This window comes from Fibrella forsythiae (assembly GCF_017353175.1).
In the GTDB taxonomy this organism is placed as follows: Bacteria; Bacteroidota; Bacteroidia; order Cytophagales; family Spirosomataceae; genus Fibrella; species Fibrella forsythiae.
On record NZ_JAFMYW010000005.1, the window covers coordinates 428,554 to 447,135 of the forward strand.

Here is an 18,582-nt window from a genome sequence, read left to right on the forward strand (position 1 = left end):
CATGTCACAGCAAATCGCCCACTGCTTTTCGAATGTTCCCGGCCATGCGCTCGGTTGGCAGGTCGTTGGCATCGGTGCCAAAAGGATCTTCAATCTCCTCGGCGATCAGTTCCAGGCTGGCCAGTACATAGAAAACGATGGCTACTACCGGAATAACCCAATAGTGCAGTGAGAGAACGTACCCAAGCGGCAGGGTGAGGCAATAGACCGCCACGAACTTCTTCAGAAACGACGAGTACGAGTACGGAATAGGCGTTGTGTGAATACGCTCGCAGATGCCGCATATTTCGGTAAACGAGCTGAACTCGCCGTTTAGCACCAGCAGATGCTCGGGCCGCAACGTACCCGACTGGTACAGTTCGTCCATCTTACTGAATAGATGCATGGCTACCTGATTGGGTACATGCTTGTCGGGGTTGAGGCTGGCGGGGTTAAAACCGGGACAAGCTTCCAGGTCGCCGGCCTGAAAATCGGCGCGCAGGTGATTTTTCAGGGCAAACGCGTAGTTCGGAATCATGGCCCGGAAAAACGCACGACTATCCACATCATCTGCACTCAAGATGTGGACAAGTTTCAAGGCCAGATTACGTGAGTTATTTGTCAGACTACCCCAGGCTTTTCGCCCTTCCCACCAGCGGTCGTAGGCCGTATTGGTTCTGAAGACAAGCAGTGTTGAAATGACGAAGCCCAGCAGCGAATGCATGATGGCGATGTTTTTCAGGTCTGAGTCGGGGCCGGGGTGAACGTATTCGATCACCACATAGGCCACCACGCCGCAATACACAACCATGGCCAGCAACACCGGCCCCAGTTTCCGGGCCGTATCGCCTTTGTGTAGCGAGAAGATGTACCGAAGCCACTCTTTAGAATCGTAGTCGACCATAAAATAGGGAAGTCGTAAATCAGTGAGTCGTACAACTTACGGGCGTATGGCTTTTTCTAATTCAATGAATGACAGCTGCGTTTTGGGCTGGCCAAACCGGTCGGGGTCATCGGGAAAAGGATGCACGGCCCCGGTTGGTTTGAAACCGCGCCGTTCGTACCAGGCAATCAGTTCATGGCGCTGCGAAATCACGGTCATCGTTACGGCCCGGCACTGCCTGTCGCGGGCATACTCTTCTGCGGCTTCGAGCAACTGCCGGCCAAGTCCACCGGCCTGTAAAGCAGGGGTAACCGTGAGCATGCCAAGGTATAGGTCATCGCCTTTTTGCTCCAGATATACGCAGCCGAGTAACTGCTCGTCCTTAACGTACCTGAGAATGGTAGCGTTGGGGTTGGCAAACTGCTCGGCCAGGGTTTCTTCGGTCGTGCGGATACCGCCCAGCAAATCGGCTTCGGTGGTCCAGCCCTTGCGCGAGCTGTCGCCCCGGTATGCGCTGTTTACCAACTGGTTCAGTGCCGGAATGTCATCAGTGGTGGCGGGGCTGATAAACGGACTTGTCATAAGAAAGAAATCAGGCCCGCACCGCTCTGTAGCGTTACGGGCCGCCTGATATAGCTGGTTAAGTGGTTGCTGGTTGATTGGCTAGTCTTGCCCATTTGTTAACCAATGAATCAACCAGCCAGCCATCAAGCACAAATCACAACGTATCGGTCGATGGCGCAGCAACCGGTGGTGGCGGGGCCTGCTGCATTTGCTGCTGAGGCTGCCCCTGTGGAGCCTGATACTGTTGACCCGGATATCCGTACTGGCCCGGTGCCGGCCCAACGGTCTCTACGGCAGTAATATAGTATTTGGTATCACCATTCCAGGGAAGGCGCAGGATTTTCTCTTCGTAATGCAACGTTACCCGCTGACCCGATTTTACTGCGTCGGTAATTTGCTTGGCAATGGTCTCATCTTTCACCGAGAAATCGAAAAATTGCGGCGTTAGTGAACCTGTCTCGCCCGAGAAACCGCCTACATTGAGTACACCTTCGTAGGTTTTGAACAGATAGCCCCGGCGGCTAAACTTTGAAACTGTTCCGGCCCGTTCGCCATCTGAGAAGCTCCAGCCCGTCAGGAGGTATAAGACACCGAAAATCAGCAGTACAATTACAAGCAGGTACGTGAAAAAGCGCATATGAGGTAGTGGTTAGATGTTGCCCACAAAACAACAACAATTTCAGACATAGTGGTACAACACTAACAAGAACCCTAACTTGAGGGTTTGAAATCTACCTAAACTGATTAGCCTGTGAACCACCTCTTCCCGTACATTGACCGCACGTTACTACACCCGAACGTGACCATTACGGAACAGTACGACGCCCTCGACGAGGTTAATCAGCTTGGGCTGGCGGGGCTGGTGGTAGCCCCATTCTGGGTAAAAAAACACCGCCGTGAACTGGGTGATTCGCATCCGGCGACCCTTACGGCGGCAATTGGCTACCCATACGGCTATCAGCGAACTGAAGTAAAACAACTGGAGCTGGAACTGGCTCTGGCTGATGGCGCCAACGCCGTAGACGTATTGCTGAACACATCGGCGCTCTTTTCACCCACATCCGTATGGCTCAAGATCGAATTGGTTAAGCTGATTGCTGCCGCACATACCCGCGAGATTCCGATAACGGTAGTGCTGGAGTCGTCTCTGCTGGATGAAGCCCAACTGCTGAAGATGATAAAAATAGCCGCCGATGCCGGGGCCGATGGACTCAAAAACGCAACTGGTGCGCTGCCAGGCCCATTTTCACTGAAAAATGCGCTGGCATTCCGGAAGAACGTACCTAGTTCGCTCTGTGTCAGCATCGCGGCCGACGGAGCAACCGAGACAGAACTGGAGGCCCTGGTGGCCGCTGGCGTAAATCGTCTGTCAATGAACGTTTACTAATGAACGTGTAAACTTTTCTGCTGAACACGCAACCCAGGGGGCTGCCTGTTCCGTACTATAGAACGAACCGGTTCGCTTGCTCAACAACTTGATTAAGGAGTGGCGTCGTAGCTGGAAGCAGCTGATGTTGGCAAACAGATAAACGTCCCGTATGGCCCAAACGCCTCAGATATTGCCCCTTTCCGACCTATTGGCAGGCTGCCTGCGCCAGCATCGGCGCAGTCAGGAAGTGCTGTACCGGCAATTCTATGGCTATGCTATGGGTATTTGTTTACGCTATACGCAAACCCGTGAGGAGGCCGTCGAAGTATTGAACGATGGATTCCTTAAGGTTTTCACGAAGTTGAATCAATACGATCCGATGCAGCCATTCAAGCCCTGGCTGCGGCGGATTCTGATCAATACGGCCACCGATTATTACCGGCAGGCGGTACCGCACTATTACCAAAAAGACCTGTTGGCCGCCGAACACGAGAAAAGTCAGGAGGCTGATGTACTAAGCAACATGGACTATGAGTACCTGTTAACACTGGTGAAGCAGCTTACGCCCGCCTACCGAATCGTGTTTAACCTGTATGCCATTGATGGCTACAGCCACGACGAAATTGCCACGCAACTGGGCATCTCGGTAGGTACGTCAAAATCAAACCTGGCACGGGCGCGGGAAAATCTTCGCCAGATGTTACAAAAAAAAACGAACGATGAGTATGGAAGAGTGGCCCGATGACCATCTGGACGAACTCTTCAGAAAATCGGCTGAAGAGTTCGATATCCACTTTAATGCCGACGACTGGACCGATATGAGTCGTCGGTTAGACGAACACGACCGGCACACGATGTTCGATCGGATCAGCCGCTGGGGTGGTATCTCTGCACTGGTACTTCTTCTGCTGGGCGGTCTTGGCTGGGTTATGTATGATAAAAAACCGACGGCTGCCCGTCAGCAAGTACGGATTACGGTATTAACCCCCGCCAGAAAAGCAACAGCGCAGTCGACCGTAGCTAGCCAGAGCAGGCAAACAGAACCGTCGACGGATAGGCACCCACGTGGAACGTCACAGATCGATGGCAGATCAGAAAATCAGGCTATCGGCGTGGCTAATTCGTTGACTAAAATCCCAAATTCCGCCGGTGAAACTAACCCTGCCGGGCAGCTAACAACAAAACAGACAGATAATCAGCCTGATGAATCAACAAACCATAGTGCGGTAAGGCCAGCCAGCGAATCCCTCGCAAACCGGTTTGCCACACAACCTGCCAGTCGTAGATACGTACAGACTGGCAGAAGCCGACGTGCGAAACCGGGAGTTGAACAGGTTGTTGGGGGAGAAACTACGTCTGCAGGTGACGACGCAGGCACTGGCCGGTCTGTTGCCAGCGATCAGGTTGACCGGCAGTTGGTGACAAAATCGTCTCGGCTGAGGGAAAACCAATCTGCCGCCACCGAACGGCCCGTGTCATTGAACACAAGTGCGCGGCGAGGCACAGATGTGCTGGTTCGGGCAGCAGCGTTGCACCAGAATCCGGATGGCAACGTACCTGCAACCATGAATGACAACCAGCCTGATGGCCACCCTGCACAAACGCCTGTAGCAAGCCAGGTAGCCGGGGCTGATCTGGTTACCAGTAGCCAGTGGTTACCTGCATTAACGCCTGCTGCGAGTTTGAGCCGTGTGGTGGAGCAGGCACAGGAAACGCCCGCCCCGCCGCTGCCACAGGTTACAGTTGCCGCACCTGCCAGCCGGGCAATGCCTAAGCTGACAGGCCTAAGTGTATTCGTGTTCGCCTCACCCGACCTGAGTGGCATTGGGCTAACGAATTTTGACCGGCCCGGCAGTAACGCCGGCGTGTCTGTTCAGTACCAGCTCACCGATCGTCTGAGTGTCAATGCGGGAGCCATGTATAGCACGAAACGTTATCAAACGTATGCCAATAATTACGTCTGGCCCAGCTACATGAATATGGATGTTTGGCCGGAGGAAATTTCCGGAGTATGTAAAATGATTGATATACCTCTGAATGTGCGTTACGATTGGTTGTTACGGCCACGCGGCGACGGTCGGGCGCCTGCCCGCTGGTTTGCCAGCGCTGGCCTAACCAGCTATTTCATCCAGCATGAAGTGTACAGATACGAATACGCTAACCCGGCCGATCCCAAGATCAAAGCCTGGGGGTGGGATAACCAGAAAGCCGGTCGCGCCGGCGGATCGTTTGGGTTTAGTAACCTCAATATATCGGTGGGTTACGAACGGCCAATCACCAACCGGTTATCATGGCAGGTAGAGCCGTTTTTGAAAGTTCCGTTGAAGCAGGTAGGGTATTTCAAGATCCGCCTACTCAGTACGGGTGCATTTGTTGGGCTTCGATACCGCTTTTGATCTCAGCAGATTCATCGTTGGGCTTTGTGCCTCAGGTGCAAGGGCTGGCGTAGTTATACTTAAATTATGAATAATCATTTATTTGTTAATATATTTTTTCTGTACGTTTAACCAACACAACGCCATGAATACAATGCCGAACAACAACTCAACACCTCAGCAGGAACCAGAAACAACGCTCTCTCGCGGCGAATTCATTCGTAGTCTGGGCATGAGCAGCGCTGCGCTGATGGCCTTTTATTGTATGGGTACACTATCATCCTGCAAAAGCAGCACGACCGATCCTTCGCCGGGGGTAATCACGCCGGGGGGCGGCAGTAACGGCGTAACAGGTAATGCCAGCACTGGCAGCGGGGCCATCAATTTCACTATTGATCTGACCAACGCGAATTTTACCGGGCTAAAAACGGCGGGGGGATATGTGAGCGTAGGCGACATCATTGTCTTCAACGCAGCTGGTTCATACAAAGCGCTGAGTCGTATCTGTACACACCAGGGCGGAAACCTGATTTATTCGGCATCGACCAACGATCTGATCTGCGATTTGCACTCAAGCCATTATAACATCGACGGGTCAACCAAAAGTCAGCCAATTGGCGGTGGCACTATAACGGCTGTAAAAGCCTATACAACTTCGCTTTCGGGTAATTCGCTGACAGTGAAGGCGTAGTCTGCACGGCTGGCTTTCGAATTAATCGAAAGCCAGCGTCAACGACTTTCTGACTTTTGACGTACTGGTATTTATGATTCGTTCCTCTATCATCGGCCTCCTTTGTTGGCTGACTATCAACTTCGCCCAAGCACAGGACACTACGCGGGTTGCGCCTGTAGCTGCCGATACAACTAAACCAGCTACACAATCGGCCGACGACCTGCTCGGTAGCCTGACCGACTCCTTACCCACCACTCAATTGCTGCCCGATCACATGATCATTACGCAACGGTTGTTCTGGGGTAAAAAAGGGCTGATGCGCATCACCAACGCCTCACCACTGACAACAGAAGGACGGAGTAATGAGCTAAAAGTGCGTCGGACTATGCTGAAACTGCACCAGATTGGCGGCTTCGTCACGCTGGCCGGCTTCATTGCGCAGGGCATTATTGGCTCTCAGCTATATAAAGCAGATGCCAGCAACTACCGTAGCCTAAAAGAGTTGCACGAAAGTATGGCTACAGCGATCAATATCTCGTACGCAACAACAGCGCTGCTTTCACTAACGGCCCCACCACCTGCCATAGGAGCAAGGCGGGGCTTGAGCACTATCAAATTGCATAAATACCTGGCCATTGTGCATATGGCGGGTATGGTTGCCACGAATATTCTGGCTAGTCAGATTGGAAAGAATCCCGAACTGAAGCCTTATCACCGGGCCGCCGCCTATACTACATTCGGTGCGTTCGCTACGGCAATTGTTGTGCTTAAATTCTGACATACGCAGTGCCGAAGCTCCAGTTTCGGTAGTGAGAAGCAGGAATTCAACGCCCGAAGCTGGAGCTTCGGGGCTATTTAACTATGAACCGTCTGTCAATTCTTATCCTGCTCGCCCTGTCGAGCTTTGTACCGCGTTCCCTTGCGCCCAAAAAATTGATGGTCGATAAGAGCAAATCGACGGTGACGTATTCAATGGTACACCCCATGCACAAATGGGACGGTGTCAGCCACGATGTTAATGCGGCCATGGTGTATGATGAAGCGGCGAAGCAGATTCAGAATGTGGCCGTGGCCATCCGTGTCGCCTCGTTCGATAGCCAGAACCAGAACCGCGATTCGCACATGATCGAGGTGCTCGACGGGATTAAATACCCAAACGTGACCTTCACCAGCCAGGATGTGAAGCCCAACGCCGATGGCACGCTGACCGTGAACGGGAAGCTGACATTCCACAACGTAACCAAACCGATCACGGTGCAGGTGACGCGGCGCGAGGTGGGTAATCAACTACTGATGAATGGTAAATTCGATCTGAAGATGACCGATTATGGCATCGAGCGGCCTTCACTGCTGGGTATTGCCACTGAAGATCAATTTACCCTGGCGTTTGCGCTGGCATTTACGAAGTGATGCGTGAGGCTTCGCGAGTCAGGATGCTGTCGCGCGTTCATGCGCGACAGCATCCTACTTATTTGCCAGTAAACTCCCGGATGTTATCCGCTACCCGGTTCATCAGGGTTTTGCGGGCTTCAACGCTGCTCCAGGCGATGTGCGGAGCCAGAATGATCCGTTCCGGATGGGTCATGGTCAGGTATGGATGATCGGCAGCAGGCGGTTCCTGACCGAACACATCGACGCCAGCGCCAGCCAGTTTCCCCTCGTCGAGCGCGCGGGCCAGATCAGCCTCATTGACCATACCTCCCCGGCTCAGTAATAGCAGAAGAGCTGTTGGTTTCATTTGCGACAATTCGTTGTAGGTCAATAAGTTGTTGGTCTTCTCAGTCAATGGTGCATGAACAGAAACAACGTCCGACGTACCCAGCAGTTCGTCTAAGGACACAGCCCGGTACGGAACATCGTAGGTACGTCCCGAAGCAGAGAAATACACTACCGTAGCGCCAAACGCCGTAGCGATCTGCGCCACTTGCCGGCCAATGGCCCCCAGTCCGATAATGCCAAACTGCATACCGTTAAGCTCCTGAAACGGACGGCCCAGGTGCGTGAAAATGGTTTCGCGGCTATACGCCCCCGATTTTACATACTGATCATAGTAGGCCGGCGAATTCATCAGCGACAGAAGCAGGGTAAACGTCACCTGTGCTACACTGTGTGTAGAATATCCACTCACATTTTTTACCGGAATTTTCCGCTCAGCCGCTGCCGCCATATCAACGTTGTTGGTACCGGTGGCCGATACGCAGATCAGTTTCAGATCAGGGCAAGCCGCCAGTACGTCGCGAGTGATCTTCACCTTATTGGTAATCACCACGTCGGCCCCCTGTAGCCGATCAGCGGTCTGGTCGGGCGCGGTATCCGGGTACGTGACAAACGTGCCCCCGCGTTCGGTGGCCAGTTGCTCAAACGGAGTCAGATCAGGTTCGGTGCCAACGGTGCGGGCATCCAGAAAAACAATGTTCATGGGGAAGGGAGTTGACTGTTTACCGTTTTCTGTTGCGCTGCTAACATACCTGAGTCTGTTTCAGCAGCGCAACAGAAAACGGTAAACAGTCAACTTATTTGTTAAAGAGCGGATGTTCAGTTCGGATCTTTTCCTGCAACTTCAGGAAGCCATCAATGAGCGCTTCTGGGCGGGGGGGGCAGCCAGGTACGTATACATCGACGGGAATGATGCGGTCAACGCCTTTCACTACGTGGTAACCATGTTGCCAGTAGGGGCCGCCACAGTTGGCGCAGGAACCCATCGAGATCACGTAGCGGGGCTCGGCCATCTGTTCGTACAGGCGGCGAATTCGGTCGGCCATTTTATAGGTAACCGTGCCGGAAATGATCATAATATCGGCTTGCCGGGGCGAAGGGCGCGGAAAGATGCCAAACCGCTCCAGATCATAGCTCGATGTCATGGCGCCCATCATTTCGATGGCGCAACACGCCAGCCCAAACGTCAGCGGCCATAACGATGATGATCGTGACCAGTTAAGGAGCTCTTCGGCTGTGAGAAACATCACACCGGGATCTGCTGATTTTTGGGTAGATGGAGAGGTCTGCATAGTAAAACAACAATCAGCGAGGTGGGCTAGTGCCGATGTGAAGGCAACATATTACTTGTTAGCTGGCTGGCCAGCCCGATCAAGCATATCTTGTTGATTCTCGTACGAATAGGGTTCCAATTGAAGATACATCTGACGTTCTCTGGTAACCGGATCACTACCAGCAGCATGGATCACTACCCGTTTCGTATTGCCGATCAAATGGCCGGCCAGCCCACCCGCGGCGGCTCCGGCTCCGGTAACCAGAGCCAGGTTAACGCTAAATAACGCCGAACTGCGAAAGGTGCCTAAAGGCGCATGGACTATGCCAACGTATAGCCCCGCTAACCCACCAACGATAGCCCCCTTAATTCGGGCTGATCGTCTGCGGCTTGGTCTGATCACGGCCCGTTTTATATCACTGAGTTTGACAAGCTGGCCTGCATAAGGAAAAAAAAACAGTTCTGGGTCATTCTCTACGTCCAGAATCTGGTCTGTTAGCCTTCCCAGGGTCCCACGGCACCGTTCCCCGTTCTGAAGCACAACTTTAATGGCATATACTGTAACCGTAGCTGGTTTGTCGGGCGTTGATTGTGCCCGCGCATTGCTCGTTAGCCAGGCCGGTATCAGTAGGTACAGTGTATACTTACGGAGGAGTAGCGCGTTCGTACTTATCATTAACCTGCTGGTAGAGCGTCATAGGTACGGGCGAGTCGACCTTAGGAATTCGCGGCTGTGGCTTTTCCCAGTCAAGATACCCTTTGGCCCAGGCGTAGGCCAAACCAAGCGCTAATATAAGGACGAACACAAACGCTTCGGCCAGGGTAAACCAGCCCCATAAACCGTTGGTTTCGGCAATGAGTGTAGCCTGCCCAAAAACGGTTGCCCACGGAAACAGAAAGACGAGCTCAACATCGAACAATACGAAAATCAGCGCGATGACATAGAACCGTGGATTGAACTGAATGTTGGCGTTGCCTACCGGCTCCTCGCCCGACTCGTAGGTGGTTAGTTTCTCCTCGCCGGGGTGGTCGGGCCGAAGTAGCTTTCCAAACAGCAAAATGCCCCCGATGAACGCAAACGCGGTCACGATAAAGAGCAGCATGATGCCAAAATCAGAGAGCATAGAATTGGTTGATCGGTTGACTGATCAAGTGGTTGACTGGTTAATCTGATTAGCTCCGTAAAGTAACGTACCTGAGCAAAGCCAGCTGTAATCACTACTAACTAACCAGTCAACCAGTTGACCACTCATTTTTTGTAGAAGTTATAGACGATCGACAGCTGAAATACCCGGTTCTGCAAGGTGCTGTTTACTGTTTCCGGAATCTTGGTAGTACCGTAGATGTAGCGCAGGTTCAGGCTTAGCTTATCGGCCATATCCAGGAAATCGTAGTGAACGCCAATGGCAATGCCCAGATCCCGATTCGATTGGGGGCCATTTGGCGTGCTTATAGCCCAGCTGAACTCGGGCCCTGCCTGAAGGGTAAGCCCTTCCACCGGTATGTAGCCCAGCATAATGGGCAGGCTGACGTAGTTGAAGTTGTTCTCGGTGGTTGTACGGTTGGTTGAACCAATCTGAAACTGTTGGTACGTGCCTCCCTTTACCTGATACAATAGTTCGGGCTGGATCACGAATTTTGTGAACCGGTAGCGGTACATCACGCCAAGGTGAAAGTCGAGCTTCTGCTTTTCAATCGTGGGCGATACCCCCTGGATGGGCGCACGTGTAAGCGAGGGGCCAACTTTGATGCCGAAATGACCTGTATTGATTAGCGAGCTTGGGCCGTAGCCGCCAGGCGCGTAAAGCGACTTTTTAGTAGAGCCTGAAGTTGGCTCGTCTGATAGTGTATCGGGTAGTGCACTACCCGATGTGGCCGGACGAGGCGCTGCTAGAGAATCGGAAACGGTCTGTGCCATGCCGCCAAGAGGCAACAGGACAACCACGACGCAGGCAAAAAGCTGATGGAGACGCATTAGAAAGAGAAAAATGATTGGGTCAACACTAAGCAGACCCATCCATAACGCCGGACGTTGGCATTCGGTACCACAAAGTTGGCGTAAAAAAGGTTAATAATCACGACGAAGCTCCATGACGAACGTCTACGGTAGCGACTGTGCGTACCCGACCCTCCAGACCGCCTGCGTCAGTTCAGACGTGGATCGACCGGGTAATTAGACAAGACCTTGTACTGGCCGCCCATCCGTTTCAGTATATCGCGCCAGAGCTTATCTGCCGGGGTATCGAAGATGACGTCGGCAACGGTTTGCGAGATAATCCAGGTTTTCTCGTTCAACTCCTTGGTCAGTTGACCCGATTCCCAGCCTGAATAACCAATGAAGAAGCGCGCATCGGCTTCGGTAAGCGTACCAATGTTCAACGCCTGTTTCACCTGCTCAAAATTACCGCTCCAGTAAATGCCTTCACCCAGCGGAATAGACCCGTCGATAAGATCAGGGCGGCGGTGAATATAATGCAGGGTATCGGGTTGAACGGGACCACCCACAAACAACGGTATATCAACATACACATCATCGATCACATCGCTGACGTGTAGGGTTGTGCTCTGGTTCAGAATAAGGCCGAAGGTGCCATCATCTTCGGTGTGTTCACAAACCACCACCACACTCCGTTCGAAATTGGCATCGCCCAGGAAAGGTTCGGCAATCAACAGGCTATTGCGGGTAATGGTCTTTGTCTTCATGAGCGTTGTGTTCTGATAATCACAAGAATACGGCAAAGAATGGTACGCAGGTACGTGTCGTAGAAATATTTAGCAACAGGTTAGGCCTTTCTCAATACTTGATTTAGCCCCGCCGAGAACGGGGCATATAAATAAACCAAACAGGCTGCTTACTAAAATGTTACAGGCTTTGCCAGGTCGTTTGCTACCGGTGTTTGTATGGCTGTTGAGAACGTAAAAATGCGCCAGTCTATGCGTTGAAAGTATAGATTGGTGCCTGCCATACTAACGGCATTTACGGTTTCACCCGAATGCCAACGGGTTTGCCAACCAGTTGCGTCAGCATGGGTTGGAGAAGCGAAACGGCATTGCGGCGGGTTTGGTCCATAATGCCGCTCTGCGTAGCCGAAGCCCGTACCTGTCGTTCGGCCTGCCGGTACGCATCGCTGACCAGTTGGGCTTCGTTCAGGAACGTATAATTGGTGTCGTACACCCGCGACCGGTCGTGGTTTATTTTCCAGGTGCAAAGCTCGGGCGCGGGTAGTTGCACAATCAGCGAATCGCCGTTGGTATCAATATCTGTCGCCTTTAGTCTGGTCAGGTCTATGCACCCTACGGCTTCGCCTTCCACGATCAATACAGCACGCGAGTTGGGTAGCAGCATATTGACCTGCTCATGTTCTACGATGTCTTTAAACGTGTAGCGCACTAGCTCCAGCTTGCCAAGGGCCGTTATCCGTTCCAGCACAACGCTATGGCTGGTTTGGTCGGGTTGGCGGGTAAAGCGGGATAGCCAGGGCGCAGTACGTACCTGTTCCCAGACAGTCAGCAGCCCAACCACCAGTAGCCCCAATAACCCAAGGCGAATAAGTCGATTCATCGAATGAGGATTTGGAGTTTCGGACTGGAGATTTGGGATTTCAGATTTGTTGCTTACGCAGGAGCAAACCCACACGTCAGCAAAAATCCTCATTCCGCAATCCCAAATCCAAAATCTAGTTTAGTGCGGCAAGTGCTTTGGCAACATCGGCCTCTTTGTCGAAATCGATGGAGTTGGCCTTTACGAAACTCTCAAACGCGGCTCCTTTGTCTTTCAGTGCTTTGGTCAGTGATTTTTTCGACAGTTTTACCCGCTCGGTCGTATGGTCGGGGCGAATTAGGTAATAAACCGATTCATCGCGAAATTCATTGCTTACTTCGCCCATGCCTCCGTAAGTCTGTTTGGCGGGTGCCTTAATGTATTGTTTAACGGGAAATTCCACGAGGCTGTAGGTGCCCTGGTGAATGATTCTGAGCAGGTCTGTTTTCAGGGCTGCTTCGTCGGTAATCAGGCCAGGTACGTGTTCGTAGCGTAACGGAGCCACTCCATTCGGTTTCAGGATTAGTTGCTTTACCGAAGCAATGGCGTAAACGACCGAATCGCGTGGGGAGCGTTTTACTGTTACCAGCTTACTGTATATATCGTAATTAAAGAGCCCTGCCGTGACCGGCTGGCTGCCATCAAGCGTAAGCTCGCCGGGCGCCCAGTTTGGCAACGCAAGCGGCGTACCTTTCAATCCAATGGTGCTTAGGTTGAAAGCACGAAGCGTATTGTTTGTTGGGTTACTGGCATTGTTGGTGACCTGTATCTCCTGCGCTGAACTGGTCTGCGCCTGCAACTCAGCAACATCCATGAGGCTGAGCAGAGCAATTATGGCGGCAGAAAGTGTTTTTGGTGTGTTGAGGATGTCCATTTGTGTCTTGAATAGGTAGTTCAGACTAACCACTGTTTCTATAACGAAGAGCCGGAAATATACGTGATTAGACAATTCGTGTCTGTTTCTAACGAACAACAACTTTTTTTATGTGCCTTACAACCCTTCGCCGCTGAGGTGAGTCTTTGACTAACCAACGTGTTATGCTGGACGAACGAACCCTAGTTGATGGCTGTCGGCAACAGGACCGACTTTCGCAGCGGCTGCTCTACGAGCGGTTTGCCGGAAAGTTGTTTGCTGTCTGTAAACGCTACATAAAAGACCCCGACGAAGCCGCCGATGTATTGCAGGATTCGTTTGTGAAAGTATTCCGGCATATCGACCAGTTTCGGTTCGAGTGCCCGCTGGAAGCCTGGCTGAAACGGGTGGCTATTAATACGGCTCTGAAACATCTGCGCAAGAATAAACCCTTCGAGCATATGACCGACGTTGACGAACTGGCCAATATGCTGCCACAAGCCGACGAAAGCCTGCCCAGCCTAAACTATCAGTATCTTCTGAATCTGGTGCAGGAATTGCCTACCGGCTGCAGAACGGTATTCAACCTGTACGCCATAGAAGGGTATACCCATCCCGAAATCGCCGCGTTGCTGGGGATCTCGGAAGGAACATCGAAATCACAGTTTTTCCGGGCCCGAGGCCTGTTACAACAAAAATTAACGGACGACCAGTCCATTCGCAATGAATCGTTCTGACGATCTTTTTCCGCAACCCGGCGGCACGCCCGACCCGTACTGGCAGCGGGCCTTTGATGACGCCTTCGACACACCGCCACCCCGTGTTTGGGAAGGTGTTGAACGCCAGCTGGACCTTGATGAGTCTGATGGCATTCTGCCCCTTTGGCAACACCGCGAAGGGCGGCAGTCGATGCTGTTTGGCCGTTGGGCGGCCGGTATTGCTGCCTCGCTGCTGCTAACGGCCCTGGGCTGGTGGGCATGGCACCGTGAAGACGCTATACGCCCCGACGCCCGTCTGGCCGTTACGACTGCACCCGTACACAGCGCGACAGCTGAGTCAGGTACGTTGCTGGCTCCGGTTGGTCCTGTTGTGGCCAGCGCTGAAGCGACGCAAACCCGGCCGCTCCATTTACCGCAACTGGCATCAACCCATAATATCGCCCGTCGTCAGGTACGTTCCGGCGAGGCCCAAGCCGCTGGCCACGAGGCCGCAATTGGTGCGTCCACACCGGGTGCCTCCACACCGGGTGCCTCCACACCGGGTGCCTCCACACCGGGTGCCTCCACACCGGGTGCCTCCACACCGGGTGCCTCCACACCGGGTGCGTTACCAGCTACGGGTGATCGACTGGCTGTTGCTGAGAAAGCAGGGAACCAGGCACGCACGGGTTCAGTGAACGAACTGCCAGACCGGCAATCGGGCGAGAACAACGATACGCCACACACAATCGTGTTTACTGAGACAACGACCACTATCCAGGTGCAGCAAGCAGCCCCTCAGCCAGCAACGCTGGTAGGGGTTCAACCGTCAGGTTCGCACAGTTCATTCAGGATGCAATCATTCAGCACACAATCGATCACGGTTCAGTCGGGATTTGGACAGGGGCTCTCCGACAATATGCGTCTTAGAGGAGTGGCCCTGGTACCACCGGCATCAGAGCAGCCGATGGCACCAGCAATGGATGCTTCGGCAGATCGGTTAACGCTGGCTGTCAACCCGCTGGCACCAAAACAACTGGTAATTCGCCCGCTGGGTAATGACCGGATCGTCTGGTATCGTAGTAACGAGGCTACCGCCGAGCCAACGGCGGCAACGTCGAAAAAACGACGTGAACGCCCCTGGGTATCGGCGGGAATGGCGGCTTCGTCGTTCAACCCGGCGGTAGCGGTTCGGTCGGCCTTTAGCCCGGCGGTAAACGCGTCGCAGAACTATCTGAATGACTTGGGAACGTCGGCGCCCATGCTTCAGAGTCAGTTGGGGCGGGCGGTTGCTTTCCAGGCAGGGCTGGGTATTCCACTGGGTGAACACTGGTCGGTGGAGACGGGGCTGGGCTATTTGAACGGCCAAAACCAGGTGCAAAGCCCTGGCCGTATTTCCTCGCTGACATCGTCTGCCAAATCGGCTGCTACCAATAATCTGTATGTAGATCTAGTTGGTCGTCTGGCTTCTCAACCTGCCTATGCCACGGCGGCACCCATCACGTCGGGTGTAGCTTACGATTATAACTTAGCCAACCAGGCAAGTTCCTATGCGTCCAGTGCGCAGCAGTCGGTTGGCAATAGTTATCAGTTTGTTCAGGTGCCGGTGCAGGTGGGGTACGAACTCCGCCCGCGTCGAAAGTTCGGACTGGCCCTGCTAACGGGTATGGTGTCGAACTGGTTTGTGCGGAATACGGTGGCCGAAGCGGTTACGATTAAAGCGGGCGACGGTGTGTACCGGCCCGTTACGCTGGCCGGTACGGCGGGAATGCGTCTGCGTTATCGCCCCGATCATCACTGGTCGGCATCGGTAGCAGGTACGTTCCAGCAGAGTCTACAGTCGCTCACGCATACGGATGTGAGTCTGCAGGCCAACATTCAGCAAGTAGGGTTGAGTTTTAGCGTAGATCGTCATTTCTAAGGAAGCGTATGAACACCAGTTTTCGTTTTTGGCGCGCCTGTTTTGCCCTGTTGCTGTTGGGAGTAACGGGTTGCTCACCGAAAGAAACAGCTACTCCGGTTCCGGCAGGCAGCGCTGATGCCATTTCGGGCGACTGGGTATTGGTTGAACCTGCTTCGGCCTATACCATTACGTTGCGTATCACCGGCGCCGGTCCTTCATTCATTGAGCATTATGCCGTTGAACTGGCAGGAAAAGCACCCGTGAATAACTACTTCGGTAAGGCCGCGTTTAGCCAGCGTCCATCCATCGAATCGGGGCCAACCGGAACTGGATCGGTGAGCGGCCTGGGCTCAACGCAGATGGCTGGCCCGCCTGCGGCGATGCAATTCGAGGCCGATTACCTGGCTCATCTGGGTGCCGTCAATAAAGCCGAGGTAGTGGGCACCAGTCGGTTAGAGCTTAGCTACGGCGGCACTGCACCGGGTAAGCTGGTGTATAAACGGCAATAACATTTCAGAGAAAGCTTTTCAGATATTTTGTGTAGGACTCGATCGCCCGGTGGTATTGCTGCCGGGCGATTTTTTTACGCCCTTACAACGGTAAATCAGCAAGTTGGGTCATGCAATTAACATTCCTTAATAGATCGACTTATGAAACGATTACTCTACCTCCTGTTGCTCGGACCACTTGTCTGGATTGACACTGCCTGTACCGATACATGCACCGAAACACGGGTGTTCCGGCAATACACGCCCGTATCGCTCACGACCAATCAGGTACGTATGGGCCTGAACGTAGCGAATGCCCGTGGACTGGTTAACCCCGGTAAAATTTACACCAAAGACGGCTACCTGTTTATCAACGAGCTGAAAATGGGGATACACGTCATCGACAACCGCGACCCGGCCAACCCCAAGCCCGTGGCGTTCATCAATATTCCGGGCAATGGCGATATGGCCGTTCGGGGCAACTTCCTGTATGCCGACAGCTATATGGATCTGGTTACGCTCGACATCAGTAATCTGGCGGACATTCATGAAGTAGCCCGGTCACAAAATGTGTTTACACAGGGACAGTTCGATGGGGGATGGTGGTATTATTCACAGACAAGTACTAACGATTTGATTCAGGATCAGCGCGTTGATTACATCAAGCAGACGGTGCAGACCAATTGCGAAGCAACGCCGGCTACACCAGTTAGCTGGTGGGGTGGCGTGCAGTTTGCCAATGCTGCGTTCGACTCTAAAACATCGCCGGGTGGCACTACCAACGGCACCGGCGGATCGATGGCCCGGTTTACGCTGTACGATAAATACCTGTATGCGGTTTCTATGTCGGAGATGAAGCTGTTCAACGTGCAACAACCGTCGAAACCAGCTTTCAGCAGCACGGTCAACATGGGATGGGGGATCGAAACCATTTTCCCTTACAAAGACAAGCTCTTTATCGGTTCACAAACGGGTATGCTGATCTATGATAACGTTGATCCGGCCAACCCCAAGCGGCTATCGGTTTTCCAGCACGCTCGTGTCTGTGATCCGGTTGTTGTGAACGACAATACGGCCTATGTAACGCTGCGCTCGGGTAATGCCTGCGGCGGTTTCACGAATCAGCTGGACGTGATCGATATCACGAACCTGACCAACCCAACGCTGTTGAAAAGCTACCCGATGCGTAACCCCTACGGCCTGGGCGTCGATTTTCCGAATCTGTTCATCTGCGAAGGAGCATACGGCCTGAAGTCGTTCAACGTGAGCGATCCGATGCAGGTCGATAAGAATCTACAGCAATACCTAGACGATTTGCAGGCCTATGACGTGATTCCGATGGGTGGTGTCTCGGGGCAAAAACTCTTGCTGATGATCGGGAAAGATGGATTTTACCAGTTCGATTACAGCAACCCGAGCCGGTTGCGTTTGTTGAGCAAGATTCCCGTTAGCCGCCCGGATCTGACGTAGGTACGTTGGGGGTTACTCCGTTGTTACTCGCCACAGGGAAGCGACAATGGAGTAACTCCCAACCCAAAAACCCCCTTCTTTATGAAACCACACTATATACTCTGCTGGCTATTACTGCTGAGCAGCCTTGCTAAAGCGCAGTTGCCTGCTGCCGAGTCGCCATTAACGGAACGTACCTATCCCTTCGTCAACTATACCGAGTTAGGCGGTTTATTTGGGCGGGTGGTGTACCCAACCTTTGCCGGATCGCCGAATGAAGTTGTCGAGAATAAACTGAGCCTGACGCTGCAAACGTTCAATGGCGTTCAGGTACGTCCCCGGCTGGCGGTTGGTGGTGTAGTAGGTATCGACTGGTACGCTGGTGCGCTGTTGATGCCGGTAGGAGCGGGGGTACGCTACGATCTGGCCCGGCCTAACCAGAAAAACGTGAATGTCTTTGCCTCGGCCGATGTCGGCTACGGTCTCACCTGGCTCAATAAATCATCAACGGGTAACGATCTGACTCGTGGTGGCTTGATGCTCAATCCCGGAATTGGCCTTCGTTTTGGTAAACCGAACAAAGGCGCTTTCGTTATGTCGGTCAGTTACAAGCGTCAGAACGCCGAAGCGGCAAAACCCCTGCAAGGGAATGATATCCGCCGCGACGAAAGCCGGGTGTATAACCGGCTGGCGGTGCGGTTGGGAATGAGCTTTTAAGGTGGAGTAAAGGAGGAAGGGGAGAAAGGAGGAAAGGATTGCTTTCGCACCAGCAGTTACGCTTGCGAAGCTTCCTTTCCTCCTTTCTCCCCTTCCTCCTT

General features: G+C 53.1%; 22 protein-coding genes. 11 read left to right on the forward strand and 11 right to left on the reverse strand.

Translation table 11 applies throughout. The features are described from left to right. Nucleotides 1–4: 4 nt before the first annotated feature. The 3 genes from J2I46_RS18225 to J2I46_RS18235 all read right to left on the reverse strand — a co-directional run bounded on the left by J2I46_RS18225 (nt 5) and on the right by J2I46_RS18235 (nt 2,063). The gene (locus J2I46_RS18225; protein WP_207330481.1) at nt 5–883 is read right to left on the reverse strand and encodes a bestrophin family protein; all 879 of its coding nucleotides are present in this window, start codon (nt 881–883) and stop codon (nt 5–7) included. A 36-nt stretch (nt 884–919) separates the two neighbouring features. Next, nucleotides 920–1,444 (reverse strand): GNAT family N-acetyltransferase, encoded by a 525-nt coding sequence (locus tag J2I46_RS18230; protein ID WP_207330482.1) that lies wholly within the window; start codon nt 1,442–1,444, stop codon nt 920–922. 136 nt (nt 1,445–1,580) lie between these two features. Continuing rightward, nucleotides 1,581–2,063 (reverse strand): DUF8785 domain-containing protein, encoded by a 483-nt coding sequence (locus J2I46_RS18235; protein WP_207330483.1) that lies wholly within the window; start codon nt 2,061–2,063, stop codon nt 1,581–1,583. Between the two features lie 114 nt (nt 2,064–2,177). Between J2I46_RS18235 and J2I46_RS18240 the strand changes: the two genes are divergently transcribed. From J2I46_RS18240 to J2I46_RS18265, 6 genes are all read left to right on the forward strand, one after another. Then, on the forward strand, nt 2,178–2,813 hold the full coding sequence (locus J2I46_RS18240; protein WP_207330484.1) for a deoxyribose-phosphate aldolase: 636 nt from the start codon (nt 2,178–2,180) through the stop codon (nt 2,811–2,813). Between the two features lie 151 nt (nt 2,814–2,964). Then, the gene (locus J2I46_RS18245) at nt 2,965–3,540 is read left to right on the forward strand and encodes an RNA polymerase sigma factor (RefSeq protein ID WP_207330485.1); all 576 of its coding nucleotides are present in this window, start codon (nt 2,965–2,967) and stop codon (nt 3,538–3,540) included. After that, nucleotides 3,521–5,191 carry a porin family protein gene (locus J2I46_RS18250; RefSeq protein ID WP_207330486.1) on the forward strand — a complete coding sequence of 557 codons (1,671 nt, stop codon included), beginning with the start codon at nt 3,521–3,523 and terminating at the stop codon, nt 5,189–5,191. The genes J2I46_RS18245 and J2I46_RS18250 overlap by 20 nt, the downstream gene beginning before the upstream one ends. 124 nt (nt 5,192–5,315) lie before the next feature. Then, complete coding sequence (locus tag J2I46_RS18255; RefSeq protein WP_229379828.1) at nt 5,316–5,861, forward strand: Rieske 2Fe-2S domain-containing protein; 546 nt, start codon at nt 5,316–5,318, stop codon at nt 5,859–5,861. Between the two features lie 73 nt (nt 5,862–5,934). After that, nucleotides 5,935–6,621, forward strand: coding sequence for a hypothetical protein (locus J2I46_RS18260; protein WP_207330487.1), 687 nt, complete (start codon nt 5,935–5,937; stop codon nt 6,619–6,621). An 83-nt stretch (nt 6,622–6,704) separates the two neighbouring features. Further along, nucleotides 6,705–7,253 (forward strand): YceI family protein, encoded by a 549-nt coding sequence (locus J2I46_RS18265; protein WP_207330488.1) that lies wholly within the window; start codon nt 6,705–6,707, stop codon nt 7,251–7,253. A 58-nt stretch (nt 7,254–7,311) separates the two neighbouring features. Here the strand turns inward: J2I46_RS18265 and J2I46_RS18270 are convergent, their stop codons facing one another. From J2I46_RS18270 to J2I46_RS18305, 8 genes are all read right to left on the reverse strand, one after another. Then, nucleotides 7,312–8,262, reverse strand: coding sequence for a D-2-hydroxyacid dehydrogenase (locus tag J2I46_RS18270; protein ID WP_207330489.1), 951 nt, complete (start codon nt 8,260–8,262; stop codon nt 7,312–7,314). 94 nt (nt 8,263–8,356) lie between these two features. Next, nucleotides 8,357–8,851, reverse strand: a complete 495-nt coding sequence (locus J2I46_RS18275) for an NADH-quinone oxidoreductase subunit B (RefSeq protein WP_207330490.1) — start codon at nt 8,849–8,851, stop codon at nt 8,357–8,359. 51 nt (nt 8,852–8,902) lie between these two features. Further along, nucleotides 8,903–9,508 (reverse strand): hypothetical protein, encoded by a 606-nt coding sequence (locus J2I46_RS18280; protein WP_207330491.1) that lies wholly within the window; start codon nt 9,506–9,508, stop codon nt 8,903–8,905. Next, a complete protein-coding gene (locus J2I46_RS18285; RefSeq protein WP_207330492.1) occupies nt 9,477–9,956 on the reverse strand; it encodes an NADH-quinone oxidoreductase subunit A in 480 nt (159 codons plus the stop codon). The genes J2I46_RS18280 and J2I46_RS18285 overlap by 32 nt, the downstream gene beginning before the upstream one ends. Nucleotides 9,957–10,081: 125 nt before the next feature. Then, a complete protein-coding gene (locus J2I46_RS18290) occupies nt 10,082–10,807 on the reverse strand; it encodes a porin family protein (RefSeq protein WP_207330493.1) in 726 nt (241 codons plus the stop codon). Between the two features lie 170 nt (nt 10,808–10,977). Then, entirely contained in the window at nt 10,978–11,535 is a 558-nt protein-coding gene (locus J2I46_RS18295) for a YqgE/AlgH family protein (protein WP_207330494.1), read from the reverse strand. A 274-nt stretch (nt 11,536–11,809) separates the two neighbouring features. Further along, entirely contained in the window at nt 11,810–12,394 is a 585-nt protein-coding gene (locus J2I46_RS18300; RefSeq protein WP_207330495.1) for a DUF4230 domain-containing protein, read from the reverse strand. Between the two features lie 115 nt (nt 12,395–12,509). Then, nucleotides 12,510–13,322 (reverse strand): hypothetical protein, encoded by an 813-nt coding sequence (locus J2I46_RS18305; protein ID WP_207330496.1) that lies wholly within the window; start codon nt 13,320–13,322, stop codon nt 12,510–12,512. Nucleotides 13,323–13,411: 89 nt separating this feature from the next. Here J2I46_RS18305 and J2I46_RS18310 point away from each other — a divergent pair, with 89 nt between their 5' ends. From J2I46_RS18310 to J2I46_RS18330, 5 genes are all read left to right on the forward strand, one after another. Next, nucleotides 13,412–13,963, forward strand: a complete 552-nt coding sequence (locus J2I46_RS18310; RefSeq protein ID WP_207330497.1) for an RNA polymerase sigma factor — start codon at nt 13,412–13,414, stop codon at nt 13,961–13,963. Beyond that, complete coding sequence (locus J2I46_RS18315) at nt 13,950–15,845, forward strand: hypothetical protein (RefSeq protein ID WP_207330588.1); 1,896 nt, start codon at nt 13,950–13,952, stop codon at nt 15,843–15,845. The genes J2I46_RS18310 and J2I46_RS18315 overlap by 14 nt, the downstream gene beginning before the upstream one ends. A gap of 8 nt (nt 15,846–15,853) precedes the next feature. Next, nucleotides 15,854–16,336 (forward strand): META domain-containing protein, encoded by a 483-nt coding sequence (locus J2I46_RS18320; RefSeq protein ID WP_207330498.1) that lies wholly within the window; start codon nt 15,854–15,856, stop codon nt 16,334–16,336. Nucleotides 16,337–16,477: 141 nt separating this feature from the next. Continuing rightward, entirely contained in the window at nt 16,478–17,785 is a 1,308-nt protein-coding gene (locus tag J2I46_RS18325) for an LVIVD repeat-containing protein (protein WP_207330499.1), read from the forward strand. A gap of 81 nt (nt 17,786–17,866) precedes the next feature. After that, complete coding sequence (locus tag J2I46_RS18330; RefSeq protein WP_207330500.1) at nt 17,867–18,481, forward strand: hypothetical protein; 615 nt, start codon at nt 17,867–17,869, stop codon at nt 18,479–18,481. Nucleotides 18,482–18,582: the final 101 nt, after the last annotated feature.